At 67.3% G+C, this 23,069-nt stretch carries 16 protein-coding genes and 1 pseudogene; 8 read left to right on the top strand and 9 right to left on the bottom strand.

The features are described from left to right. Window positions 1-422 precede the first annotated feature (422 nt). Window positions 423-815: a hypothetical protein gene (locus ABZ404_RS36190; protein ID WP_358832373.1), complete on the bottom strand. Its 393-nt coding sequence runs from the start codon at window positions 813-815 to the stop codon at window positions 423-425. A 641-nt stretch (window positions 816-1,456) separates the two neighbouring features. Continuing rightward, window positions 1,457-1,663: a cold-shock protein gene (locus ABZ404_RS36185; protein WP_358832796.1), complete on the bottom strand. Its 207-nt coding sequence runs from the start codon at window positions 1,661-1,663 to the stop codon at window positions 1,457-1,459. A 378-nt stretch (window positions 1,664-2,041) separates the two neighbouring features. Between ABZ404_RS36185 and ABZ404_RS36180 the strand changes: the two genes are divergently transcribed. From ABZ404_RS36180 to ABZ404_RS36165, 4 genes are all read left to right on the top strand, one after another. Beyond that, a complete protein-coding gene (locus tag ABZ404_RS36180) occupies window positions 2,042-4,564 on the top strand; it encodes a Helicase associated domain protein (RefSeq protein ID WP_358832797.1) in 2,523 nt (840 codons plus the stop codon). Between the two features lie 608 nt (window positions 4,565-5,172). Beyond that, window positions 5,173-6,540 carry a hypothetical protein gene (locus ABZ404_RS36175; protein WP_358832798.1) on the top strand — a complete coding sequence of 456 codons (1,368 nt, stop codon included), beginning with the start codon at window positions 5,173-5,175 and terminating at the stop codon, window positions 6,538-6,540. A gap of 76 nt (window positions 6,541-6,616) precedes the next feature. Continuing rightward, complete coding sequence (locus ABZ404_RS36170; protein ID WP_358832799.1) at window positions 6,617-8,467, top strand: hypothetical protein; 1,851 nt, start codon at window positions 6,617-6,619, stop codon at window positions 8,465-8,467. A gap of 358 nt (window positions 8,468-8,825) precedes the next feature. Continuing rightward, entirely contained in the window at window positions 8,826-9,503 is a 678-nt protein-coding gene (locus ABZ404_RS36165) for a tRNA-dependent cyclodipeptide synthase (protein WP_358832800.1), read from the top strand. Window positions 9,504-9,972: 469 nt separating this feature from the next. On the opposite strand, the gene ABZ404_RS36160 is transcribed toward ABZ404_RS36165, so the two are convergent. The 3 genes from ABZ404_RS36160 to ABZ404_RS36150 are packed head-to-tail and all read right to left on the bottom strand — an operon-like array spanning window position 9,973 to window position 13,537. Continuing rightward, window positions 9,973-11,013: a hypothetical protein gene (locus tag ABZ404_RS36160; protein WP_358832801.1), complete on the bottom strand. Its 1,041-nt coding sequence runs from the start codon at window positions 11,011-11,013 to the stop codon at window positions 9,973-9,975. A gap of 39 nt (window positions 11,014-11,052) precedes the next feature. Then, a complete protein-coding gene (locus tag ABZ404_RS36155; protein WP_358832802.1) occupies window positions 11,053-12,525 on the bottom strand; it encodes a cytochrome P450 in 1,473 nt (490 codons plus the stop codon). 52 nt (window positions 12,526-12,577) lie between these two features. Continuing rightward, window positions 12,578-13,537, bottom strand: a complete 960-nt coding sequence (locus ABZ404_RS36150; protein ID WP_358832803.1) for a polyprenyl synthetase family protein — start codon at window positions 13,535-13,537, stop codon at window positions 12,578-12,580. Window positions 13,538-13,960: 423 nt separating this feature from the next. Here ABZ404_RS36150 and ABZ404_RS36145 point away from each other — a divergent pair, with 423 nt between their 5' ends. After that, complete coding sequence (locus tag ABZ404_RS36145) at window positions 13,961-16,111, top strand: phosphocholine-specific phospholipase C (protein WP_358832804.1); 2,151 nt, start codon at window positions 13,961-13,963, stop codon at window positions 16,109-16,111. Between the two features lie 615 nt (window positions 16,112-16,726). Further along, window positions 16,727-17,020 (top strand): chaplin family protein, encoded by a 294-nt coding sequence (locus ABZ404_RS36140; RefSeq protein ID WP_358832805.1) that lies wholly within the window; start codon window positions 16,727-16,729, stop codon window positions 17,018-17,020. 21 nt (window positions 17,021-17,041) lie between these two features. Here the strand turns inward: ABZ404_RS36140 and ABZ404_RS36135 are convergent, their stop codons facing one another. From ABZ404_RS36135 to ABZ404_RS36120, 4 genes are all read right to left on the bottom strand, one after another. Further along, window positions 17,042-17,899: an IS5 family transposase gene (locus tag ABZ404_RS36135; RefSeq protein WP_358832806.1), complete on the bottom strand. Its 858-nt coding sequence runs from the start codon at window positions 17,897-17,899 to the stop codon at window positions 17,042-17,044. Window positions 17,900-17,927: 28 nt separating this feature from the next. After that, a complete protein-coding gene (locus tag ABZ404_RS36130) occupies window positions 17,928-18,341 on the bottom strand; it encodes a hypothetical protein (protein WP_358832807.1) in 414 nt (137 codons plus the stop codon). 3 nt (window positions 18,342-18,344) lie between these two features. Then, window positions 18,345-19,346, bottom strand: a complete 1,002-nt coding sequence (locus tag ABZ404_RS36125; RefSeq protein ID WP_358832808.1) for a DUF6192 family protein — start codon at window positions 19,344-19,346, stop codon at window positions 18,345-18,347. 517 nt (window positions 19,347-19,863) lie between these two features. Next, on the bottom strand, window positions 19,864-20,010 hold the full coding sequence (locus ABZ404_RS36120) for a hypothetical protein (protein ID WP_358832809.1): 147 nt from the start codon (window positions 20,008-20,010) through the stop codon (window positions 19,864-19,866). A gap of 819 nt (window positions 20,011-20,829) precedes the next feature. Here ABZ404_RS36120 and istA point away from each other — a divergent pair. Then, entirely contained in the window at window positions 20,830-22,248 is a 1,419-nt protein-coding gene (gene istA, locus ABZ404_RS36115; protein ID WP_358832810.1) for an IS21 family transposase, read from the top strand. Further along, window positions 22,245-23,019 (top strand): annotated as a pseudogene (gene istB / locus ABZ404_RS36110) (IS21-like element helper ATPase IstB). Before istA ends, istB begins: the two are co-directional and overlap by 4 nt. Window positions 23,020-23,069: the final 50 nt, after the last annotated feature.

Below are 23,069 nucleotides of genomic sequence, written 5' to 3'. Positions count from 1 at the left end.
CCGACGCTCTTCCTATCTACCTGAGCGCTGCGCGCTCAGGAGAGAACCGCCTCGCTGCGCTCAGCGGGGCTCGGCTGCGCCGAGCCAGGGCCGGCCCTTCGGGCCGGAGGCCTGCGCTTCGCTCCGGCCTGGTTCGGGGTTCCGCTTCGCTCCACCCCGAACGGCCCACTGCGCGGGCCTGGGTGACCCCGTTTCACGGGGTCCGGGCCTTCGGCTCGTTGGCGGGTCCGCTCCGCTCCCCCGCCCGGGGTCCTTCCGGCTTCGCCTCCAGGACCGTTGCCGGCGTACGGACACAGCCGCACTCTGTCCTCCCGTCACGGGAGGCCCGCCCCTGCATCGCGAGAAAGCCTTGAAGGGCAGGCGGGGCAACCCGCGGTGCCCCGCCCGAGACCGTTCGGACAGGACACCGCGCGGTGCGAGAGCTAGGGAACAACCAGATAGAACGGCTGGTCCGCCCCGCTGCCGTTGATGGCGGTGAGAACGTAAAGCGAGTTGTTGCCACAGGCGGTGTTGTTCTGCACCACCAAGATGGTGGCGAAGCTCCCGTTCCCCACAGTGGCCACCGGGACGGACTTAGCCACCTCGACCTCCGGTTCCAGGACGACGCAGTACCGGCCCGTACTCACCTTGCGGACCGAGGCCATGGTATTGGTCTTCTGGGCAACCGTGCCGTCCTTCAGAACCGAAACGGCAGCCTGGGCGTAGGGAGCCTTCACAGTCGCCGTGGGATCAGCCGCGATGGCGACCCCCGCGAACGCCGCCCCCGCAGATACGACGGCGACAGCGGCAACCACCAGCTTGATGCGGGCGCGCATAGAGCATGTCCCTTCCTCAACCAACGAGGCCCAATACGGGCCGAGCCCTCACATCCAGCCCCACCACCCACCCCGCCCACCAGCCGCATTCACTCACATGGGTGCCAAACACTCACCAAACCACCCTTTCATGGCACTTTCCTAAGCAGGCAACGCGAGTGACGCGAAGGCCCGGGGGCAGATGGCGGCGAGATACCGCAAAGCCTCGGCACGGGCGGTGCAGGCTGCACGAGGGTCTGACTTGTGACGGGCGCCGCATGCACCGTTCCGTCGGCGGATTTACTGCAGGGTTCAGCACCGGTACATCCGCTACCGCTCCAGCCGCCTGGAGGGGGGACCCTGCGCGGCCCACTGCGGGCCGACCGCCCTACCCATATCAGCGAACCGGCACGCTCCGCTCACCGCCAGGCGGCACGCTCCGCCCCCGCCACCCAACCGCAGGGCACCCGGCCCGCGTTGCGGGCCGGGGCCGGCCTCCGGCCGGCCCGTGGCCTCCGCTGCGCTCCAGGCCACACCAGGCGCGCCCCCACTCCCCCCGTGCGGGCCAGGCGTGCCACGCTCCGCGCGGCCCACCCACGGGCCTGCAGCAGCAAGAGGAAGGTGGGCCGTCGGGACAGGAAGTGGAGGGAGCTGACTACGGATCAGAGGGGACGGACCTGATCTGCCTGCGGCCCCCGGTTGCCTTCGGCCACCTCGAACTCGACCCGCTGGTTCTCGTCCAAACTTTTGTACCCACTGGACTGGATGGCCGAGTAGTGCACGAACACGTCCGGACCGCCACCGTCAACAGCGATGTAGCCGAACCCCTTCTCTGCGTTGAACCACTTCACGGTTCCCTGCTGAGGCATCTTCGCAACCTTCCCTCGATCCCGAGGCGATCACCTCGGCGCGAATGGATCATCCCCCTGCGTCAGGCACGGCAATCCTTATGACAACTTTTGACCACATATGGACGGTCGAGTTCAAAGCCACCTTGTGAAGGATCTCGTAATTCGGTGTGCTTCATTTTTAAGAACGGGATAAACTTTGGACTCGGAGCACACCACCCCGGACCGCTCCGAAGGGTTACTGAGATCCACCCCCCGGCTTGCCGGTGCTCCGGTGAGGCAGAGCAGCCAGCCGATCGCGTACGTCGAACCGTAGCTCTTGCGGCTCCCCTACGTGCAGGTTTCTCGTTTCCCGCCGCTCGAATCGACCGGACGGCATCCCAGGAGAAGGCAGGCAATATGTCGAGCACAGACCGCGTTGACCCGCGCGAGGCAGCCCAGCGAGAAGCCATTGACGCGGTCGTGCGCGCCCTCGAATTGCCTGCAAGATCACTTGTGCCCGAACGGGGGCTTCGAACGCAGGTGATCATGGCGACCGGGTCCGGGAAGACCCGGGTGGCGGTCCGGAGCGCGGAGGAGCTCCACGCGGGCCGTGTGCTGGTGCTCGTGCCCTCGCTGGACCTGCTCGCCCAGACCGAGTCCGCGTGGCGCGAGGGGGGCCGCCGGGGGCCGATGATCGGGGTGTCCTCGCTGCGGGGTGAGGAAGTGTCCTTCCCCAACACCACGGACGTGGACGAGCTGGTGGAGTGGACGCGGGGCCTGGACAAGATGACCGTGTACGCCACGTACGCCAGCCTCGGTCTGGGCACGCTGGAGCGGGCGCACGCCGGGGGCCTCACGGCTTGGGACCTGATCGTCGTGGACGAAGCCCACCGGGTTTCGGGCCGGATCGGGAAGCCGTGGGCGGTCATCCACGACAACACCCGCATCCCGGCCCTGCGCCGCCTCTACATGACGGCCACGCCCCGGCTGTGGCAGCTCGGGGACGAGGACGAGGCCGGCGCACCGGGCGAGCTGGTCGCGAGCATGGAAGATGACCCCGAGGGCCCCTTCGGCAGCAGAGCCTTCACGTTGACGCTCTCGGAGGCGATCGACAGGGGAATCTGTGCCCCCTACCAGGTCGTGTGCGTGGACGTGACCGACACCGCGCTCCAGGCCGCGCAGCTTCTGGGCGCCGAAAGCCGCTCGGCAGGGGTCCGCGGGGCCCGGCTCGCCGCGCTCCAGACCGCGCTGGTGAAGGCGTCCGCGGAGGAGAACTTCCGGCGCACGCTCGTCTTCCACCACGTGGTGAAGGAGGCCGAAGCCTTCGCGGCCGGCCTCCCCGACGTCGCCGCACAGCTGCACGCCAGCGACCCCGAGCTGTACCCGAAGACGATCTGGGCGGACTGGCTGTGCGGCGACCACAAGCCGCTCCACCGGCGTCGACTGCTCGGAGAGTTCGCCGCCGGGATCGCCACGGACGGCACCGTGGTGGAGAAGTGCTTCCTGTGCTCGGTGAAGGTGTTGGGCGAGGGCGTTGACACCAAGAACTGTGACTCCGTGTACTGGGCGGACGTACGCGGCTCGATGCCCGACCTCGTCCAGGCCGTGGGGCGCGCCCTGCGGATGCAGCCCGGCGAGGGGAAGGTCGCCTCGCTCGTGGTGCCGGTGCTGCTCGGGCCGGGCGAGACGGCGGACAACATGCTCACCTCCCGGGCGTTCGGCGGGCTGGCGAAGCTGCTGGAGGCGCTGCGGGCGCACGACGCGCGGATCGTGGAGAGCCTCGCGGAGCAGCAGGCCCCGAGCCGCTACAAGCCCGTCAGTAAGGACGAGAGCGGCAAGGGCACGGGCGGGAGCGGCGAGGGCTCCGGAGGCGTCAGTGCCCCCGCCAAGGCCCTGCTGAAGTTCTCCACGCCGCGCGACCCGGCCGCCCTCGCCGCGTTCATCAACCTGCGGGTCCTCAACCCGGAGCACGAGCACTGGCGGCGCGGTGTGGAGGCCGCCGTCATCTACGCCCGCGAGCACGGCGACTTGAAGGTGCCGTTCACGTTCCGGGTGCCCGCCGTCGACGGCCAGGAGGCCGAAGAGACCGGGTGGCCGGCCTCGCTCGCCGGGTTCCCGCTCGGGCAGTGGACCGCCGACGCCCGCCGGTTCTACGCCCGCGGCGACATGGACGAGGACCGCATCGCGCAGCTGGAGAAGCTCGGCATGATCTGGTCGCACTACGACGTCGCGTGGGAGGAGGGCATGTCCGCCGCGCGCGGGTGGGCGGCCGAACACGGGCACCTCCTGGCCCCGCTGGACGCCACGTTCCAGGGCTACCGGGTGGGCATCTTCCTGAAGAACGCGCGGGCCGCCGCCCGGAAGGCTGCCGAGAACGAGCAGCGTCGTGCCGAGGGACTGCCGGTGGAGTCGTCGGCCGGGGCGCTGCCGGACGAGCGGCGCGAGCAGTTGGAGGAGATCGACGCCTCCTGGTGCCCGAGCTGGCCGGTGACCTGGCAGCGGTGCTTCCACCTGGTCCGGATGCACCTGGACGCCGGTGAGGCGCTGCCCACCGAGGCGGGCGACGTCATCCGCCAAGGCGAGGATCTCGGACGGTGGGTGCAGTCGGTGCGGCTCGGCTGGGACCAGCTCACGACCGTGCAGCAGTGGCTGTGCGAGCAGGTCCTCGGGATCGAGCCCGCCACCGAGAACGAGAAGCCCAAGCGCCGTACGCAGGCCGACAAGTGGGCGCTGAACTACGAGGCCGCCCGCCAGTTCTACGAGCGCGAGGGACACCTCCAGGTCCCCAGGAAGCACGTCGAACGGATCGTCGGCGGCGAGGACCAGGAGGAGCGAGAACACAAGCTGGGCGCCTGGATCGGGAACCAGCGCTCCCGGGCAGCGACGCTAACGCCGGAGCGGATGGAGCTGCTGTCCGCGATCGGGATGCGGTGGTCCTGAGGCGGGCGTCGCCGTCACCGCGGCCACCGCGCTCACGGCCGGCTACCTGCTCGGACGACTACGCCCGCGGCACCGACGCCGGTGGTCCATCGGGCTTCGATGCTACGCGACTGCAGGACGCGCCCTCACTACGATCGCGGAGTGCGGCCAGGCGCAACCGCGTGGTGCTGGTGAATCTGCCCCAGATCGCGTCGGCGCGACCGTGCCCCTGGAACTCGGTGAGCGTAGTGAGCTCGCACCTCCCAGGGCGCGGACGTCAGCAGTCCGGTTGTCCAGCGCGGTCTTCCTTTCCGGCCACACAAGAGGCGTCATCGCAGCAGGCTTGGCGGACCACAGCGCCTTGTATTCGGGCTTTTTGCCCGACTGCCCGAATCAGGACGTAAACGTCATCCCGAGGATTTCGCCCGTTCGTCAGCGGCGCGCCTCGGGAGGTGGTCCAGCACTCGGGTGGCGGGAGCGCGGTCGCACTGGAGGATGCGCCGGGTGTGCGCCCGTGATGTTCAGTGCTGGTGCGCGCTTCGGCGCTTCTGTGTATGGCTTTGGCGTAAACACCACAGTGAAGCTACCCTGCGTACACAGTCAGTTGCCGTAAGTGAAGGAGAGGCGTGATGACGTACGACCTGGGCACCGTAGGCAAGGCACTTCAGAACCAGCTCTACAAGATTCTGACCGGGGATGCACCAGGGGAAAGGCCGACCACGTCCCACGTGTTTTTGACCTGGTGTTCGCCGGGCTTGGCCTTCACCGTGAACAGCTTCAAATTTGGTGAGGGTAACAATGACAAAGAGAGCGTCAGGCGGGCCGCGAATTTCGCGGCGGTGGCCGACCTCATCCCCGCTGTCAGCCCAGTCCCCTACGTGCAGCGGGAGGGCCTGTGGCAGCCGAGCGGGAACAAGCTCAGTGACGTGTACGGCCCGATTTTGCGGCAGTCGCGTGTCGGCTGCCTGTCCACGGCCGACAAGGCCACGCATGATGCAGCGGTGAAAAATGCCCAAAAAGTCCTCGACGAGAAGGTCATCGTAGAGGAGGACGGGAAGCCGCCGAAGACGATGACCAAGCGTCAGGTCTACCGGATCTACCGGGGTAAATACCTGGCGGCCAGGACCGCCTACAACAAGGCGTCCGACGACGAACGGGAGCAGCGCCTTGGTGAACTGAACGATGCTCGTACGGCGATGAACGATGCGGGCTACGGCCTCCAAGTCGAGCCGGCTCTCGCGGTGATGGACAATTCCGCCAAGCGGGACCTTGCCACTTGGAAGCAGAGCTTCATTCAGGATTACGATAACGCGGCGTTTTCCTATGGGACTAGGACAGTTCGTGCCGTATACCCGACTCCTTCAGACTTCGCCGAATCCACCGGTTGGACCGAATACGAGATGGGCAAGTCGGAGTACGAAAACAGCGAATACAAGAAGGAGGTCTCCTGGCAGGCCGGCGGTGGATTCGGAAAGGGGTGGTGGGACATCAGCGGCGAAGCCAAGGGCGCAAAAGAGAGCTCGTCAGGCCGAGTGGTTGAGGACTCCATCACCATCAAGTTCCAGCTCAGCCAGGTTCTGCTGGTGCGGCCATGGTTCCATCCGGAGTTCCTAACCAGCACCGCGTGGAAGCAACAGGACACCACGTCCTTCGGCCCCCCCTCCTCGGGTATTCAGGATGACGGCAAGGCACCCGTAGGGAGCATGATCGGATACCCCGAGCGGGCGATTTTCATCAAGGATTTGACCATCGTCTGCAGAGATCTGGCGGACGAGTACAGCCGGAAGAAGGAGAATCTGAATGCCGGAGGCGGGGTAACCAAATGGGGATTCTTCAATCTGTCCGGCAAGTACAGCGACTCCCAGGAATCTGCTCGTGACCGCGTGACAGCCTCCAATGGGGCCATCACGGTCAAGGGCATCCAGCTCATCGGCTTCGTCAACCACCTCCTGGGCAAGACTCCCAACCCCAATCCGAAGATCACCCAGTGGCAGTGACTCCGGGCCGGGCAGCGTCAGGCCACCGTCACGGCGCTGCCCGCCACCCTGCACAGCTTTCCCGATGGAGGAACCTGTGACCACCAGCCCCCCGCCTGTCCAAGGTGCTGTCCTGACCGCGGTGGCCGCGCAGCTTCTGCAAGCCCTGGACAGCGACAGCCGGCACTTCTCCATGCCCGCCTCGCCGATCAGCGCCCCTGCCTGGGCCTGGGACTTCGATGCGTCAAAGAAGGACGGCCGGCGCGGGACGAAGGAGGCAGATTTCGCGCAGGTCACCAACCGGTGTCCCGCACATGGAGGCATCTGGCTGCCTCAGCACGGTGCGCCGCTGTGGGACATCTGCCGGCAAGTGCTGCGGGCCCGGTGGGCCATCCAGACCCTTACCGACGAGCAGCGCCAGGAACACGCTGCGGCCGAGAAGGTCCTCTACAAGGCCACTGGGGAGCCCACCGCCGCCCTGCGGGCGTATCGCACCGCTCAATACCGATACCGTGCCGCCCAGCGAGCGTTTGACCGGGCAGCGCGAGAACAACAGGAGCCGGAAGAGATCGACCGGCTGCGTCGCCTGCAACAGGCCGCAGACAAATACTGGACCGACCACGGCCACCGGGACCTCATCGAGAGAGCGCAAAACACACTCCAACGCCTCGCCCCCGGCGCGACCCATCTGATGTGGCAGCGACACGACCAGGCCCTCGACCAGCCTGATATCTGGAAGAAGTACAACAGTGTCCCGTACGCCCGGACGGTGTACTTCCCCACGGCAATCGCCGACGTCGCCTGGACGCAATTGCAGCTTTCCAGGCCCGAGATACTTCAAGCCGCCCGCCAGGCGCCCGAACGCCTGCGCACGGTGCTGGGCGATCGTATCGATCCCTCCATTAGAGGCCTTGAGTTCTCCTGGGCCCCCGTCACGGTCTACCGCCCCTGGCTGCCTGATCCCGAGCGGTTCCTCGGCTCGCGCGCCTACTCGATGGACGATCCGAACTTTGTCCTGAGCGACGGCGGCCAGCCCGAGCCCCGCGGCCTGTTCCACTCCTACATCGACACGGTCATCTTTATCCGCGACCTGGTCCTCGAACACGATCACCACCCGGGCACCGGCACCTGGACCCTGCCGGCGGCCCTGGGCCTGGGCCCGCTGGATCCAGCCGGCCAAGCACAGCCCGCTGCTAGCCCCACCTCTAGTGCGACCTCCACCGCGCCGCCACAGCAGGACACCGGCACACCCGCCCAACCCGAACCACCTGTCACCACCGCCTCCACAGCCGAGCTGGCCCGCCCATGGAGCCCGCTACTGCACACCTCCAGCGACGACGGCAGCGACCAGTCGGTGTACGAAGAACGCCTCTGGGTTGGGCCGAAAGACGGCATCAGCTTCCGTACCCTGCGCGGAGACAGCGACCAGGCACCACGAGAAGTGCTGTGGACATACAAGTGGCCTGACCTCAGCAGCCGTGGCTGGAACGACTTGGTGCTCAAGCCCGGCGGAGCCTACGACCTCCCCGATCGCGCCTGTCAGATCGCTCTGCTGGAAGGCGACGGCAGCGACATCGCACTGCAGGATCTCTGGGGCCTGGACAACTACCGAAGCGGCGGAATCTGTGCCAGTGAACTCGGCTCGCCCGGCGAGACCGACCAAGCCCCGAACCCGACGCCCGCACAACCAGTCCATCCCATCGGCCGGGCCGTCGCCGTACGCATCCTCGACCCCGATCAACAGATGATGCTGTTGGCGAAAATGCTCATCGAACAGGCCCGCCAAGCCCCCGAATACAACAACGAGTGGGCACTGGCCTGCCACATCCAGATCTTCGGCCGACGCGTTCGAACTTCCATCGACAAAGGAAACGTACGGATCGGCGCCTTCCTCAGCCAGCCCTTGCCGAAAAGCCCCAACTGTGACCCCAAGCTCAAGTGGTCGTAATCACCCAGCATCCCGCCGCCTACTTCACCGACCGCAGGACGGACCTGCCCGGCCGTGTCGCCGCTCGCGCGTCAGCCGCGGAAGCGGGAGAGCCAGGTGCCGCCGGCCTTCTGCTCGGGCACGGCCTGGTCGTGCTCCTGGTGCTCGGGCCCGGCCTGCTCAGCTTGGCGTTCGGCTGTGATGGTGCGCTGCTTGCAGTCGTCACACAGGTGCGGGTGGGTCCCAAAGGCCCTGCCCTTCGCATTGGTGAGAACGGATGACCTCCCAATGGCGCGCTGAGGTAACAGCCGCTCCGGATAATTGCGATGGTGATGCGAGGGGGTCGCCGGTCGAGCCACAGTGAAAGCGAGGTAGGGCGATGGATGACGCTCTGGTCGATGTGCAGCCATGCAGCCCGGCGTGCGCCCGCATCCTGGACCGGCGCGGGCATATTGTCCTGCTGGTCAGCCCCGGCAACCCGTACTTCTCCGCTCACCGGCTGACCACGATGCTGCGCTGGGCCCACCAAGAGATGAGCGGTGTGGACGTGGTCGTCTCCGACCTGGACATGACCGCCGCCACCTACCTGGGGCAGGGCCGATCCCAACAGGAAGCGCACAAGAAGGCGCGGGCGGACGTGAGGCAGATGGCCTCCCGTATTCGCCGCGCCCGGATCGCGGCAGATGCCGATGATGTGCGGGTCAGCGAGTTCAAGGACTGGATCGATCACCCTGAGTACCGCCAGGCCCGTGCCTACCTGGATCAGGCGATCGAGCACCCCGACTACCGCCCGCTGCTCCGCGAGGGGACGCGCACCGCGTTGAAGGCGAAGATGCCCGACGACTGGGAACCCACTGAGGACCAGATCAATACTGGTCTGCTGCACAGCGAGAGAGCACTGCCCTTCATCCTCAACGCCGCCAAAATCCTGGGAGTGCCCGAAGCGGCCTGCGCCTACAGCCGGCCTGCGCCACAGGTCACGTACTTCTTCACCGGACACTCCACCTTCAAAGCCTTCCCCGGCCAGGGCTACCTCGGGCTGCGCGTGCGAGAGTAAACCGGCACGACAGGCACTACGCACGCGTGAGCCGCCCCTCGCGGCGGCGTGGCGGACCGGTGAAGCGGTCGTCGGCCGGTGGAGATCATCGTCCTAGACGACGCGGATGCGGCCCGAGTTCGCGCTGTGCTGCGGGGCGGGGCCGGCTATTGGGGCGAGCCTCTGCCACGTGTGTGTGCCGACCCGCGCGATGACGGTGGCGAGCTGCGCGCGGGCGGCAGGGGCAGGCCGTCGCCGGAAGCCCGACCGTTGTATGGGACGTTGATGCGGGCCTGGCGTCCCTCGTACAGGAGTTCCTCGAGCGTGCTGACGGCCGAGGACTTCTTCGGGTCTCCCTCCTGTCGGAACGTCTCCCGGTAGCGGGTTGAACGGTGTAACCGGACTCCCCGCGGATGCGGGCTTTTGTCCACGAGCGTTCGCGACGAGACTGCCCCCTGGAGTGGCGCTTCGATCGCACCGTGTCTGGTGGTCACGATTCGGCGGCCCGCGTGGTGGGATGGACGATCTCGTCGGGCGTTGTCCATCGGGGGCAGGCATTGCCGCTGTAGCGGGGGGAATGAGTGGTCCACTCGATCAAGCCGCTGTTGAAGTCGTTGAGGGCGTTCAGGTAGGCCCGGGTGGCGCCATGGCGGGCCAGGTGCGTGTCCAGTATCTGTCGGTGGGTGGTGTCGTAGGCGTCCATTGCCTGTTCGAACAGACTGATGGCGTGCGGCAGGGCCTGGGAAGGGGTGCAGTTGTGCTCTGCGGCCAGGACCGCGATGACGTTCTCCGTTTCTCCGGCAGCGAGCTCTCGTGAAGCGGAGAGCAGGTCCTGGACGAGGATGGTGCGTTTGATGTCTGCGTCGTGGAGACGTCGCATCAGCGGATGCGTGAGGGTGGCGTGGTGCAGTTCGATGCGCAGGCTCATCTCGGTGAGAAGGTGGTCGATGTGCTGGGCAATCGTGTATCGCCGCACCTTCAGGTAGGTGTGCAGGTCGGTGGGCTGCGCGCGGCCGACGATCATCCGGTGTCGGGTGAGGCATCCGCGGAGGTAGGTGGCGATGGCTGCGGCGAGGCGGTTCATGAACCGCTCTGGCTGGTGGGTGGCGATGCGCTGCCAGAGGTCGGCGAACAGCGGCGTCCAGGGGCCGTTGCGGCCGGGATGGGGGGTGAAGTGGTGTTCGGCGTCTTGCAGGAAGTGGTGGGTGGTGCTGAGGGCCTGGCGGTGGGAGGTTGAGTCGATGGCGTGGTCCCGGGCCATGAGGGCTGCGGCCAGGCGGGCCAGGTCTGCCAGGGTGCGCCGGTCTGCGCAAGGCCAGCACACCGATGCCAGATAGGTGTGGTTGGTGCTGCGGTAATGCTCTTGCTGCCGGCTGCTTGTCAGCAGACCATATGACAGGAACCAGGTGTCGACTTCGTCGGCCAGGGCCGCGTCGTAGTGGGTGCTTCGACGCAGCGGGTATCGCCGGTGCAGCGTGGGCATCGGCAGGGTCGCTGTGGACGAAGCCGCGGCGTTGAGGTTGTCGTCCATGGGTTGGCCTTTCCGCCGGGTGGTGGAGCAGCGGGCTCGTCACAGGCGGGTTTCGAGGCGCAGGTGCAGTTTGCGGGGCACGAGGGTGGCGCGGATGGCGGGTCGGACCCGCTGCCCGGGGATGGGGTGCAGGCGCCAACGGGCGGCGATGGTGGCCAGGGCCAGAGTCGACTGCATCAGGGTGAATGTCTCGCCAATGCATTTGCGCGGCCCGGCCCCGAAGGGCACATAGGCGTGGGGCGGGATGTGGGCCGTGCGCTCAGGGCTGAACCGGTCGGGGTCGAACTGCTCGGGGTGCGGGAAGAGGTCGGGGCGGTGATGCAGGAGGTAGGGGCTGAAGGCCAGGGTCGAGCCTGCCGGGAGGGTGCGTCCGGCGAGGTGGGCCTCTTCTGTGACCTTCCGGGTGAAGATCCATCCGGGTGGGTACAGGCGCATCGTCTCGGTGACGAAGCGGCGGGTGCGCTCCAGCCTCGGCCAGTCATCCGCGGCGGCGCTGCGACCGGTGAGGACCTGGTCGGCCTCCTGGTAGATCTGCTCGGCGCGCTCGGGGTGCCGAGTGAGCAGATGCAGGGTCCAGGCGAGGGCGCTGGTGATGCTGGTGACTCCGCTGACGAAGAAGGTGACCACCTGTTCGGTGATCTCTATGCGGGACAAGCCGTCTGGGCGGTCACCGGCGGCCAGCAAGGTGGACAGCAGATCACCGTGATCGGTGTCGGTCTGGTCCATGGCTCGGGCGACCAGGTCCTCGACGGTGCGGTGGAGCAGCAGGCGGGCCTTGTCGTAGCTGCGGTTGGCGGGCAGGGGCAGCCGCTGCAGGCCGTCGGGGGTCAGGAGCCGGCGGTAGATGCCGCTCATGGCGATCTGCACGCTGCGGCGGGTCGCTGCTACCTGACGAGGATCGATGCGTGTGGAGAACATCGTCGTGGTCGCCACTCCGGCGGCAATGGCGTGCATCTGTCCGTGGACGTCGATGACCTGCCCGTCGTGCCAGGTACTGGTCACTTCGGTGATCTGCTGCCCCATCATCTGCGCATAACCCGGCATCCGGGAAGGGTGGAAGGCGGGCTGCACCAGGCGGCGCAGGCGCCGGTGGGCGGCGTGCGGGCAGGTGGCCAGGCCGTCTCCGAGTACTTCGCGTGCTTTGTCGAACAGCGGGCCGCCCTTGTCGAAGCGGCGGTCGTCGACGAGGACGTGGTGGAGTAGAAGAGGGTCGCATAGCATGTGCACCGGTTCGGGGCCGATCATGACGGTGACGAGATCGCCGTGTTCCGGCAACCGGCGCAAGAACGCCCACGGATCGGTCATGAGCTGCGGCAGATGTCCCAGCACCGGCAGTGCGCCCGGGGCACGTCCTGCGTGCAATCCCGCAGGACGTGCCCTTGCGGATCGCTCGGTCCGCGCCAGCCGTCCACCCGTGCTCTGCGGTGCAGCCGCAGTTGACGCCGGTGGCCGCCGCTCATCAGACATCTGCGGCGGGGGTTGGTCCTGTTCGGGCTGGTTGGTGTCCTCCATACTCGTCCCCTTTCTTGTATCTGAGCGGTGTGTGTGAGTTGCAGGAACGCAATCATCTGCGGCGGCGCACCATCGTCTGGGCCAGTGCCGCCAGTTCCGCCTTCGCCTCCTGGGCCAGCTCGGCCTGGTCCAGGCAGTGCAGTGCGCACCGCAGTTGCTCGGCGGCTTCCCTCAGGGCCGCCGCGCGGCCTCCGGCTTCCTCCACAGCCCCAACCAGTACGGCCACCCGATGCGGTGGCCAGGCACCCGGACGCTGCAACAGAGCATGGATGCGGCGCGCCGCAGGAGTGGCATCGCCCAGAACAGCGACGAGCGGATAGGTCTTCTTCCCGCGCACCACGTCCCCACCCGCCGGTTTGCCGGTCTGCTGCGGGTCTCCCCACAGTCCGAGCACGTCATCGACACATTGAAACGCGGTGCCGGCTCGCCGCCCGAACTGCTCCAGCGTCCTCACCGTCGCTTCAGGAGCCCCGGCCAGCACCGCGCCCAGCGCACAGGCCGCACCCATAAGAGCCCCCGTCTTGGCTTGCGCCATCGCCAGGTACTCCTCACGCGTCACCCACTCACGCCGCTCGAAGGCCAAGTCCATGGCCTGGCCGTGCATCAGATCGTCCAAGCCGTCGGCGAGCACCGACACCGCCCGCTGAGAGCCAGTTCGCTCAAGCACCCGCACGGCCTGGGCCAGCAGCGCATCCCCGGCCAGCAAAGCCGCCGGCACCCCGAACCTCACCCACGCCGCCGGACGATGGCGACGCATCCGGTCACCGTCCATGATGTCGTCGTGCAACAGCGAGAAGCCATGCACCAGCTCCACCGCCACAGCCCCCGGCACGGCATCCATCTCACAGCCGCCCACCGCGCGGGCGCACGCCAGCACCACCGCCGGTCTCGTGCCCTTGCCGGCACAAGCACGCATGTCATGCGCAGACTTACCGATGGCGAGGTGATACTCCGCCACCGAACGCACCGCCTCCGGCAGAACAACGACCACCTCGGCCAACGCCTGCCGCACGACACCCTGTGCACCACCCGACACCGTCCCCTCCGGCGACGCACCACCGTCCGTGCTCTTGTGCGTTGTTGGTCCCCTGTGCCGCATGCTCACCACCCGTCATACCGCCCCATCCACTTCCCTCTGTCCGATTCCCCCGTCCTCGAAGGAGCGCACCGGCGCATAAGGAGCACAAGGAGCACCCTCCATATGCCGACCCCCGGATGTACCTCACCACAGAGACACAGGCGACAGAACCGGCAACAAGAGGCGTGCCACTCACCAAGTTGCCGGGCTGCGGCGAGGTACGACCTGTCAACGTGGCGCATCTGACTTGCGCATATGTGGGATGCAGTAGGCGGCCGTGCGAGTGAAAGGGGCGAGTCGCGAAGGGCGGAGCCTGTCCGCTGTGCGCTAGGAACGGGCTGAAGCTGGCCAGATCACATGCAAAGGTGCGAATCGTTGATTGATCACGGGCGTCGTGACTTCCTCAAGTGGATGGGTGGTACTGCGGCCTTGTCGGTGCTGGGCAGCAGCATCGCCCGGGCTGCGGAAATCGATCCGCACTACCGCACGGGCACGGTGGAGGACGTCGAGCACATCGTCATCCTCATGCAAGAGAACCGCTCCTTCGACCACTACCTGGGCACCCTGCGAGGTGTCCGAGGTTTCGGTGACCCGCGCCCCTGGACGCTGCCCAGCGGTGCCCCTGTGTGGCGGCAGGAAGGCAACGACGGAGTCGTCCTGCCCTACCGGCCGGCCCCGGTCGACGGGCGCTCCCTGGGCCTGACGTGCTTCGATGACATCCCCCACGACTGGAACACCGGTCACCGGGCCTGGAACGGCGGCAGGAACGACGGGTGGGTCAAGCACAAGGGCTACCCGACCATGACCCGCTTCGCCCGCGAGGACGTGCCCTTCCATCACCAACTGGCCAACACCTTCACCATCTGCGACGCCTACCACTGCTCCCTCAACGGATGGACCGACCCGAACCGGTACTACATGTGGACCGGCTGCGTCGACGACCGCGGGCGCGGTGGCGGCCCCATCGTCGAGAACTTCGTCGCCGCGACCAGCCCGGCACGCAACTGGCCCACCTATCCCGAGCGGCTCCAGCGGCAAGGGGTGTCGTGGAAGATCTACCAGGACATCGGCCTGGGACTGACCCGCGAGCACGCGTGGGGCTGGGTGGAGGGCAACGCCTGCATCGGCAACTACGGCGACAACTCCCTGCTGCACTTCAAAAACTACCAGCAGGCCAAGCCCGGAAGCCCTCTTTATGACAAGGCCCGAACCGGCACGCAGATCGTCACGCGGGAAGAGAACGGGATGCCCGACATCGACGGACTGTTCTCCATCCTGCGCAGGGACGTGAAGCAGGGCACCCTGCCGCAGGTGTCCTGGATCGCGGCACCTGAGATCTTCAACGAGCACCCCTTCTATCCGGCCAACTACGGCGCCTGGTACGTCGCCGGCGTCATCGACGCCCTGACCGCGGATCCGCGGGTATGGAGCAAGACGGCGCTGATCATCACCTACGACGAGAACGGCGGGTTCTTCGACCACGTCCCGCCGCCCTACCCGCCGGAGAACGCCCGGCAGGGCAAGTCCACCGTGAGTGTTGCCGAGGAGCACTACCACGGGCCCGACGGCGAGCCGGGCCCCTACGGGCTCGGACCGCGTGTTCCCACCTTCGTCGCCTCCCCGTGGAGCCGAGGCGGCTGGGTGTGCTCCGAGGTCTTCGACCACACCTCGCTGATCCGTTTCATCGAGCGCCGCTTCGGTGTGCGGGAGGAGCAGATCACCAAGTGGCGGCGCGCGGTGTGCGGTGATCTCACCTCGGCGTTCGACTTCACGCAGCGCAACAATGACATGCCGCCGTTGCCCAGCACCCGCGGCTACCGCCCCCCTCGTTGTGAGGAGAGGCCGGTCCACTACCCACAGCCCGACGACACGCAACTGCCGGAGCAGGAAAAGGGGCTGCGCCGAGCTCGTGCCCTGCCCTACGACGTGGGCGCGGACGCACGGGTAGAGGACGGCCGGCTCCACATCGACTTCCGCAACGACGGGGGCACCGGAGCGGTCTTCCACGTGGCCTCCCACAGCGGCGCCTACGGGCCGTGGACCTACACCCTGGCCGAGCACACCCAGCTCACCGACAGCTGGCCGTTGGAGGACGGATACAACATGACCGTCCACGGCCCCAACGGCTTCTTCCGGCAGTTCACCCAACCGGCACACCAGTACACCCTGCACGTCACGGCACGCAGCGGTGAGCACGGCCTGGTGCTCGAGTTCGTCAACCACGGCAGCGACACCGTGCGCATTGCCGTCACCGATGCCTACCAGGACCGCACCGTCCACCGGCGAGTGCCCGCGGGCCGGCCGGTGACCCTTGCCGCGCCCTTGGCCGATCAGCACCACTGGTATGACCTCACCGTCACCAGTGAGGACCTGCCGGGCTTCCGCCACCGCCTGTGCGGGCATGTCGAGACAGGACAGCACAGCACCAGCGACCCGGCCTTCGGGCACATCGACTCCCGCGCGCCAGGCCATGGCACGACCGACCCGTCGAAGGTCGTTGCCACGTAGGCCTGGAGTGGACGAACCAGTCGCCGCTGCCGGCAAGTCGCATGCTGCCGCCGTGGGAGCGGACCTTTGTCCACGAACCGTCGCGACGCCTAACGAATGGCAGGATGATCGCCCGGCGTGAGAGCACCAACACGCCGGGCGGCAGGCTTACTCCTCAACGCCGGTGTTTCGGTTCCACGCTGGACGCACAGGGAGGCTGGCGGTAGTGAAGCTGCCCCGGAGGCCGATCAGGTGACGTGACGGCGCACCGGGCAAGCGAGAGCAGCATCGATGGCGGCCTCCCATCATTGTCGCTTACATGGAGACGCCTTACGCTTGTTACCTGCGACTTCCCGATCTTCTGGATTTGCAGCAGCCGCGCACCCCGGCTGAGCGGACTACTGAATGGGCACACGAGCGCTTCTTCAGAAAATTTGTTTTCGAACTCTGGGTCGGAGATCTGGCTGCCGGGTTCGCTGATGCCTCCACTGCTGCTGGGTTTGCACCAGGCAGGTGCCCAGCCTCCTCTGGCCCCGAGCGCGTGTTGGTGACCCCTGGCCCGGAACTCATGCGTTACTTCCGTGCGGGACATGTCGTTCGCCAGTTGTGATCACTACGAGTAGGACTCTCGCGGCGGTGGCGCTGACCAGCATCACGGTAGGCACGGGCATGGTCGGGGCCGGTACTGCCTCGGCCGGCGGTGTCGGCGACTTCCTGTCGCCTGCGTTCGGAACGAGTTGCGCCAACCAGAACACGGCAACGCGCGCGGACGGAGCTACCCGTCACGGAACGGGCACGGCGAGCGGCAATCTCGCCGGCCTCCCGATCGGCTCACCACTTAACCAGTGCGGCGGCGCAGACGTCCTTCCAAAAAAAACTAAGCTTACCGATTTTGTTCCTCTTATTACTTGCATGACGTGTTTCGACTGAGCAGGAAAAGACAGCTGTCCCTCAGCTGAAAGTCCTTCTGGACCAGGTCGGAGTGGGCCTTCTTCTGGTCAGGCGCTTGGTCATTACGGTGATGAGTGACCAGTTCAGGTGGGCTTCGGAGTGCTGGGGCAGGCGTTCGTAGTCGCGGACGTTGCGGCGGGCGTTCATCAGCCAGCCGATGGTGCGCTCGACTTTCCAGCGGCGGGGGACGACGACGAAGCCCTTGGCTCCCTTGGGCCGTGCGACGGTCCGCAGGGTGAGCCAGAGGCGGTCGTCGGCCCAGGTCACGAGCTGTCCGGCATAGGCGGAGTCGGCCCAGATCTGGGTGATCTGCGGCTGGGTGAGCCGCAGGCGCCAGAGCAGTTCGCGGGCTGCGTCCCGGTCGGTCATGTCGGCGGGTGTCACCGTGATCATCACGGGGAGTCCGATCGTGTCGACCGCGATGTGTCTCTTGCGGCCGTTGATCTTTTTCCCCGCGTCGTAGCCGCGGGTCTTCTTGCTGACGGTGGAGGCGGCCTTCACGCTCTGGGAGTCGACGATCAGCGTCACCGGGTGCGGGCAGCGGCCCAGGCCGGTGCGAATGCGGCGCCTGAGCTGTTCGCGGATGAAGGCGACCACCCCGGCCCGGTTCCACCGCCAGAAGAACCCGTAAACGGTCTGCCAGGGCGGGAAATCGATGGGCAGGGCCCTCCATTTGCCGCCGTTGTCGACGATGTAGCGGATCGCGTCCACGATGTCGCGCCGGTGCCATTTCTCCGGGTGTCCGCCGGTCTTGGTCTGGCAGGCCGGAACGGGCAGCAGCGGCTCGATCAGACCCCACTCGGCGGCGGTGGTGTCGGAGGGGTAGCGGCTGCGGCGGCAGCGGGGAACGTCGGGCATGGAGGGCTCGGCAGGGGGTGGTCGGGTGCTATTTGGTGAGCTGGGCCAGGGTCGCGCGGACGCCCGTGAGCTGGGCGGATGCCAGCTGGGCCCATTCGTCGTCGGGATAGCGGACCAGATGGGGGTCCAGCGTGCCGGTGATCATCCGGGTGAGCCGGCCGAGGATCTGCCGGAATTGCTTCTTCTCGTACTCGATCCAGTCAGCGGGCTCGTCGGAGAAGAGGTAGCCGTCCCGGCGGCGCCAGATGATCGGGGTGAGGTGTTCGGCCGCCCCGACATCCCGAAGGTGCCGGATACCGCGTTCGACCTGCGACTTTGTCAGGCTGGTGGCGGTGATGAGCTGGCGGGTGTTCAGGCCGGCGGGGCGGGCTTCCATCAGGGCGGCGCGGACCAGGTCGCCGTACTGTTCGTCCAGCGGCCGGGCTTCCCGGCGGCGGGGCATGGCCTACTCGCCCTTGAGGAGCTGGGCCAGCTGCTCGTCCAGGGTGAACTCGCCGTTGTCGACCGCGGCTTCGAGCCAGTCGGCCGCGGCCCGGACCTTGGAGATGCCGCGGCGGACGGTCTCGCGCTCGTCCTCGGTGAACTCCTGGCCCCGCATCCTGGGGACCAGGCGGCCGAGGGTGGCGACGAACTGGTGGCAGGAGCCGACCAGGTCGAGGTATTCGATGGTGTGCTCGATCTTGCGGACGGCCGGGGTGCGGTCGCGGATCGTCTCGCGGGCCTGTGCGGAGTTGTCGAACTGGGCCCGGTTGACCAGGAAGCGGGCGGTGTCGTCCCGCATCGTCTCCCTGGCGACGACGGGACGTTTCAGCAGGTCGGTGGTGATTTGCTTGGCGACGTTGTCGTCCCGGGTGAGTTCGCGCACCACACGGACGCGGTCGTCGGGGGTGATCTGGGCGGCGGCGGCCGGCCGCGACAGCAGGTCGACGGTCACCCGGGAGGCAACCTCCTCGTCGCGGGTCAGATCGGTGACGGCCTGGACCTTTTCCTCGACCGTCACCGGCCGGTCGACCCGCTGCCCGACCAGCCGTTTCGCCGCGTCCGGTGTCCACTGCCGCTTGCCCGTGCGCGAGTTGAAAGGGGCGTCCTCGATCGCCGCCCACCGCTCGTCCTCGTCCTGGATCGAGGCCAGGATCTTGTGAACGGTGAACGACACACCATCCCTGCGCTTGGCCTTGGGCCAGCGTGAGGCGGTCCACCGCCAGTCCTCGACCGTCGAGCGCGCGACGCCGATGTCGTCGGCGAAAATCTGCAAGGACTCCTCGACGGTGAACAGGTCATCGGTGCCGTTGGGCATCGACCCGCCCACCGGCCTCATCGGCTCGATCTCCAGGGCCTTGTCACCCAGCGCGAACTGGGCCTTCGCTATCTGGTTGATCAGATCGCGGGCCTCGGCGACGAGCTGTTCGTAACGAGTTCGAGTGACGTTGCCGATCCGGTCTGACACGATGATCACCATCCCACCCGGGGCCGGGTCAACCACCCCGCGGCGGCTGTATGAGGGGTCCGGCCCAGGCCGGCTTCCACCGTGACGCGGACCCGACATGACGGGGCAGAGCGTGAACCGGGGGCGCTCGAAGCACCAGCCGCCCGCCCTGAAAGACCGTGGAGAACGGCTGTGAACTGCGGTGCCAGCGTGCCGTTCGCCTACGGCGTTTCCGAAACACCGTCGCGCGACGCCTGCCGCTGACGGCAGGCACGGACCCGGCACCGCGACGAGCAGTAGACCGCCGACCGTGACCGCTCGACCCCCACCGTCCAAGACCGGCCGCACACCGGGCACTCGGCCTGATCGCCACGCTGCATCAACGCCACCCGCTGCCGAGCCCGCCGAAGTCTCCGCCACCGCCTCGACCTGCACCGACCCGAGCAGAACATCGCCTCCGCCGCCATCGACGACACAAGCAGATCACCACACTCCTGGCAGTACCGCCGGCCCACCCCACCAGACGCCACAACCCAGATCATCCAGCCGCACGCACCTCACGGCCAGAGTTCAAAAACACGCTCTGATCGGCCGTGGCGACCTTCAGCGCTCCGAGCACGCGCAGCACGTCGCCGCGGTAGCTGTTCGTCGACCCCGCCGGGTTGTTCTTCCGCTTCCCCGCCATCAGCTCTGCTCCCTCGTTGTCCGCGACCGGCCGCCGGCCGACCGGCGCTGCTGGCCGCGCCCGGCCTGGGAGGGCGTCCGGCCCCCCTCCCGGAACCCGATGATCTCCTCCACTACGGACATTAGGAGTAGATAAGAGGGTTGTGACGGCGCAGTTTTCGCGCCGATTGCGGCCCTGACAAGGGGTTTTCCTCCGGCCCCGGGTGCCGGGCACCAAAGGGGGTTCCCGAGGGGCCTTCGAAGTGGGCACCCAGGGAGCCCCCTTGGGCTTGCCCGCCACGGGCCGGCCTTCCGGTGTGATCGGCCCGAGCGGTGCCGCTGTCCGGCCCTCGGGTGGGTGGTCGCCATCGTCTCGTCTCCTTCGCTGCCCCGGCCGGGGTGGTCGGGGTGAAGGAGCAGCGTGCAGGGGACCCCCTTGTCCGCGGTCTAACCGTGGCCAGGTCAAGGAGAAACGCGGCCATGGGCGGGCGGTAGCAGAGGTGGACAAGGGGTCAGGGTCGGGTTCGCGGTCGGGCCGACCACCCTGGACAAGGGGGCCCGGTTTGGCCCTTGCAGCCCCGATTTGCCGGTTTTTCTTGAGCGGGGAGAAATCTCTGGTCTCTGTCCACAGGCCCGCCCGCCAACCATGCGATGAGCACGCCGCGAGTCGCGCGGCGGCCATCGTGAGGAGAGCTTGATGCTGTACCCGTTCCCGTCTGTCGGCGTACAAGTGGACGTGCACCACCTCGTACGGATGAGAGTGCACCAAAGTTGATGCGGTGAGGGGTGGGGTCCGGGAGTCTGCTGTCGTCTTGTTCGGGGACGGCGGAGGGCGGCGAAGGTGGTCTTGGATCCGCATCGCTGGCTGGAGTTGCGGCGTTTTCGTGGTCTGTACGAGTCCGGCGCGTTGAGTCTGCGGGAGATCGCGAAGGAGACCGGGCTGAACCGGCGCACGGTCGCCAAGTACCTGTCGGGCGGGACGCCGGTCGCGCCTCCGAAACGGGCGGCGAACGGTCAGCCGCGTCGGCGGGCGGTGGACGAGGTCGCGCCGCTGATCGACGCGATGCTGCGGGCCGAGATCCTCCTGAAGGGGGCGGTGGTCCACGAGCGCCTGGTGGCGGAGTACGGGTTCGCGATCAACTACCAGCGCGTGAAGATGTATTTGCAGGAGGCCCGGCCGCGGATCGCGGAGGAGCTGGGTATCAGCCCGGGGCAACTGGCCGGGCTGCACCGCCGGTTCGAGGTGGTTCCCGGGGCCCAGGCCCAGGTGGACTGGGGTGACGAGGGCAAGATTCTCGCCCATGTGGGGATCCCGAAGGTCTACTCCTTCCACATGACTTTGTCCTACTCGCGTGATCCGTTCTGCTGCTTCACCACGAGCCAGGACCTGGCGACGTTCTTCGACTGCCACCGGCAGGCGTTCGCGCACTTCGGCGGGGTGCCGATGTCGATCGTCTACGACCGCACCAAGACCGTGGTCCGCCGTCATGTCGCCCCTGGTGAGGCCGTTCCGCTGCATCCGGAGGCGGTCGCGTTCGCCGGGCACTACGACTTCGATCCTGACGTCCTGGCTGCCTACCGGCCCACCGGGAAGGGCCGGGTCGAGCGGCAAGTGCTGATCGTCCGTGATCATGTGCTGGCCGGGCGGGCCTTCTCCTCGACCGAGGAGATGAACTCCGCGTTCACCGCGTGGGTTCCGCTGCGGCGGGCGAAGGTCCACGGCACCCACGGCGAGGTCATCGGCCTGCGGGCGGTCCGCGACCACATGGCCCTCCGTCCGCTGCCGCAGATTCCTTATGTCGTGGCCCAGCGGTATCTGCGCTACGTCGGCAAGGACTGCCTCGTCGCGTTCGAGGCGAACCTCTACTCGGTGCCGGCCCTGCGGGTCCGTCCCCGCCAGCTGGTCGAGATCCGAGCTACGAAGTCCCAGGTCAGCCTGTATTCCACCGCCACTGACCACCGGGGCGAGACCCTGCTGGCCACGCATCCTCGGGCGGTGGGCCGCGGTGCCCGGGTCGTGGACGAGACGCACTGGAACGGCCTTCCCACGGGGGCCGGACGCCGCGTCACAGCAGGCGGAGAACTGCCCGCAGCCCACCGGAAGGGAGGCCAGGGTCCCGGGACGGGGGCGCTGATGGCGTTGCTGAACCGGTCCGCGGCCACCCAGGTCGAGGTCGGCCGCCGACCGCTGTCGGTCTATGACGAGTTGACCGGCACCCGCCCCTTCACCACCCACCCGAGCACGGAGGAAACGTCTTGAGCGAGCTGGTCTCCACCCGCATCCGCAACACGGCCGGCAAGCTGGGCCTGCCCCACCTGGCCGAGACCCTGGCCCAGTACGCGCAGCGGGCCGACGAGGCCAAACTCGGCTACCTCGACTTCATCGACCTGGTCCTGTCCGAAGAACTCGCCGTCCGTGAGGACCGCCGCTTCCGCACCGGCCTGCGGACCTCGAAGCTGCCGCACCACAAAACCCTTGAGGACTACGACTTCTCCTTCCAGCCCGAGCTCGACCCGCGCAAGGTCAAAGACCTCGCCACTCTCTCCTTCGTCGAGGCCAAGGCCAACGCGGCCCTGCTCGGGCCGCCCGGAGTGGGCAAGACGCATATCGCCGTTGCCTTGGCGGTCGCGGCCTGCCGGGCCGGCTACTCGATCTACTTCACCAGCCTCGACGACATGGTCCGCAATCTCAAGGCTGCCGAGGCGGCGGGGCGGCTGACCAGCAAGCTCGGCAGCTATCTGCGGCCCGCAGTTCTCGTGCTGGACGAGGTGGGGCTACCAACCCCTCAACCGCGACGAGGCCAACCTGGTCTTTCAGGTGATCTCCAAGCGATACGAGCGGGGCTCGATCATCCTCACCTCGAACAAGGCGTTCAGCGAGTGGGGAGAGTTCTTCGGCGATGAGGTCCTGGCCACCGCCATCCTCGACCGTCTCCTGCACCACTGCGGTGTCGTCTCCATCAACGGCCCCAGCTACCGGCTCAAGAACCGGCTCGCCGCCATCGAACGGGAACAGGACCACGCGGCCTAACAACTGGCGCACGTATGCCTGTACTTGGTGGAGCACTCACAGAAGTACGC

It is taken from the genome of Streptomyces sp. NPDC005878 (assembly GCF_040629815.1).
Classification (GTDB): Bacteria; Actinomycetota; Actinomycetes; order Streptomycetales; family Streptomycetaceae; genus Streptomyces.
Note: the sequence above shows the minus strand (reverse complement) of the source record. Positions and strands in the feature narration are given on the sequence as shown.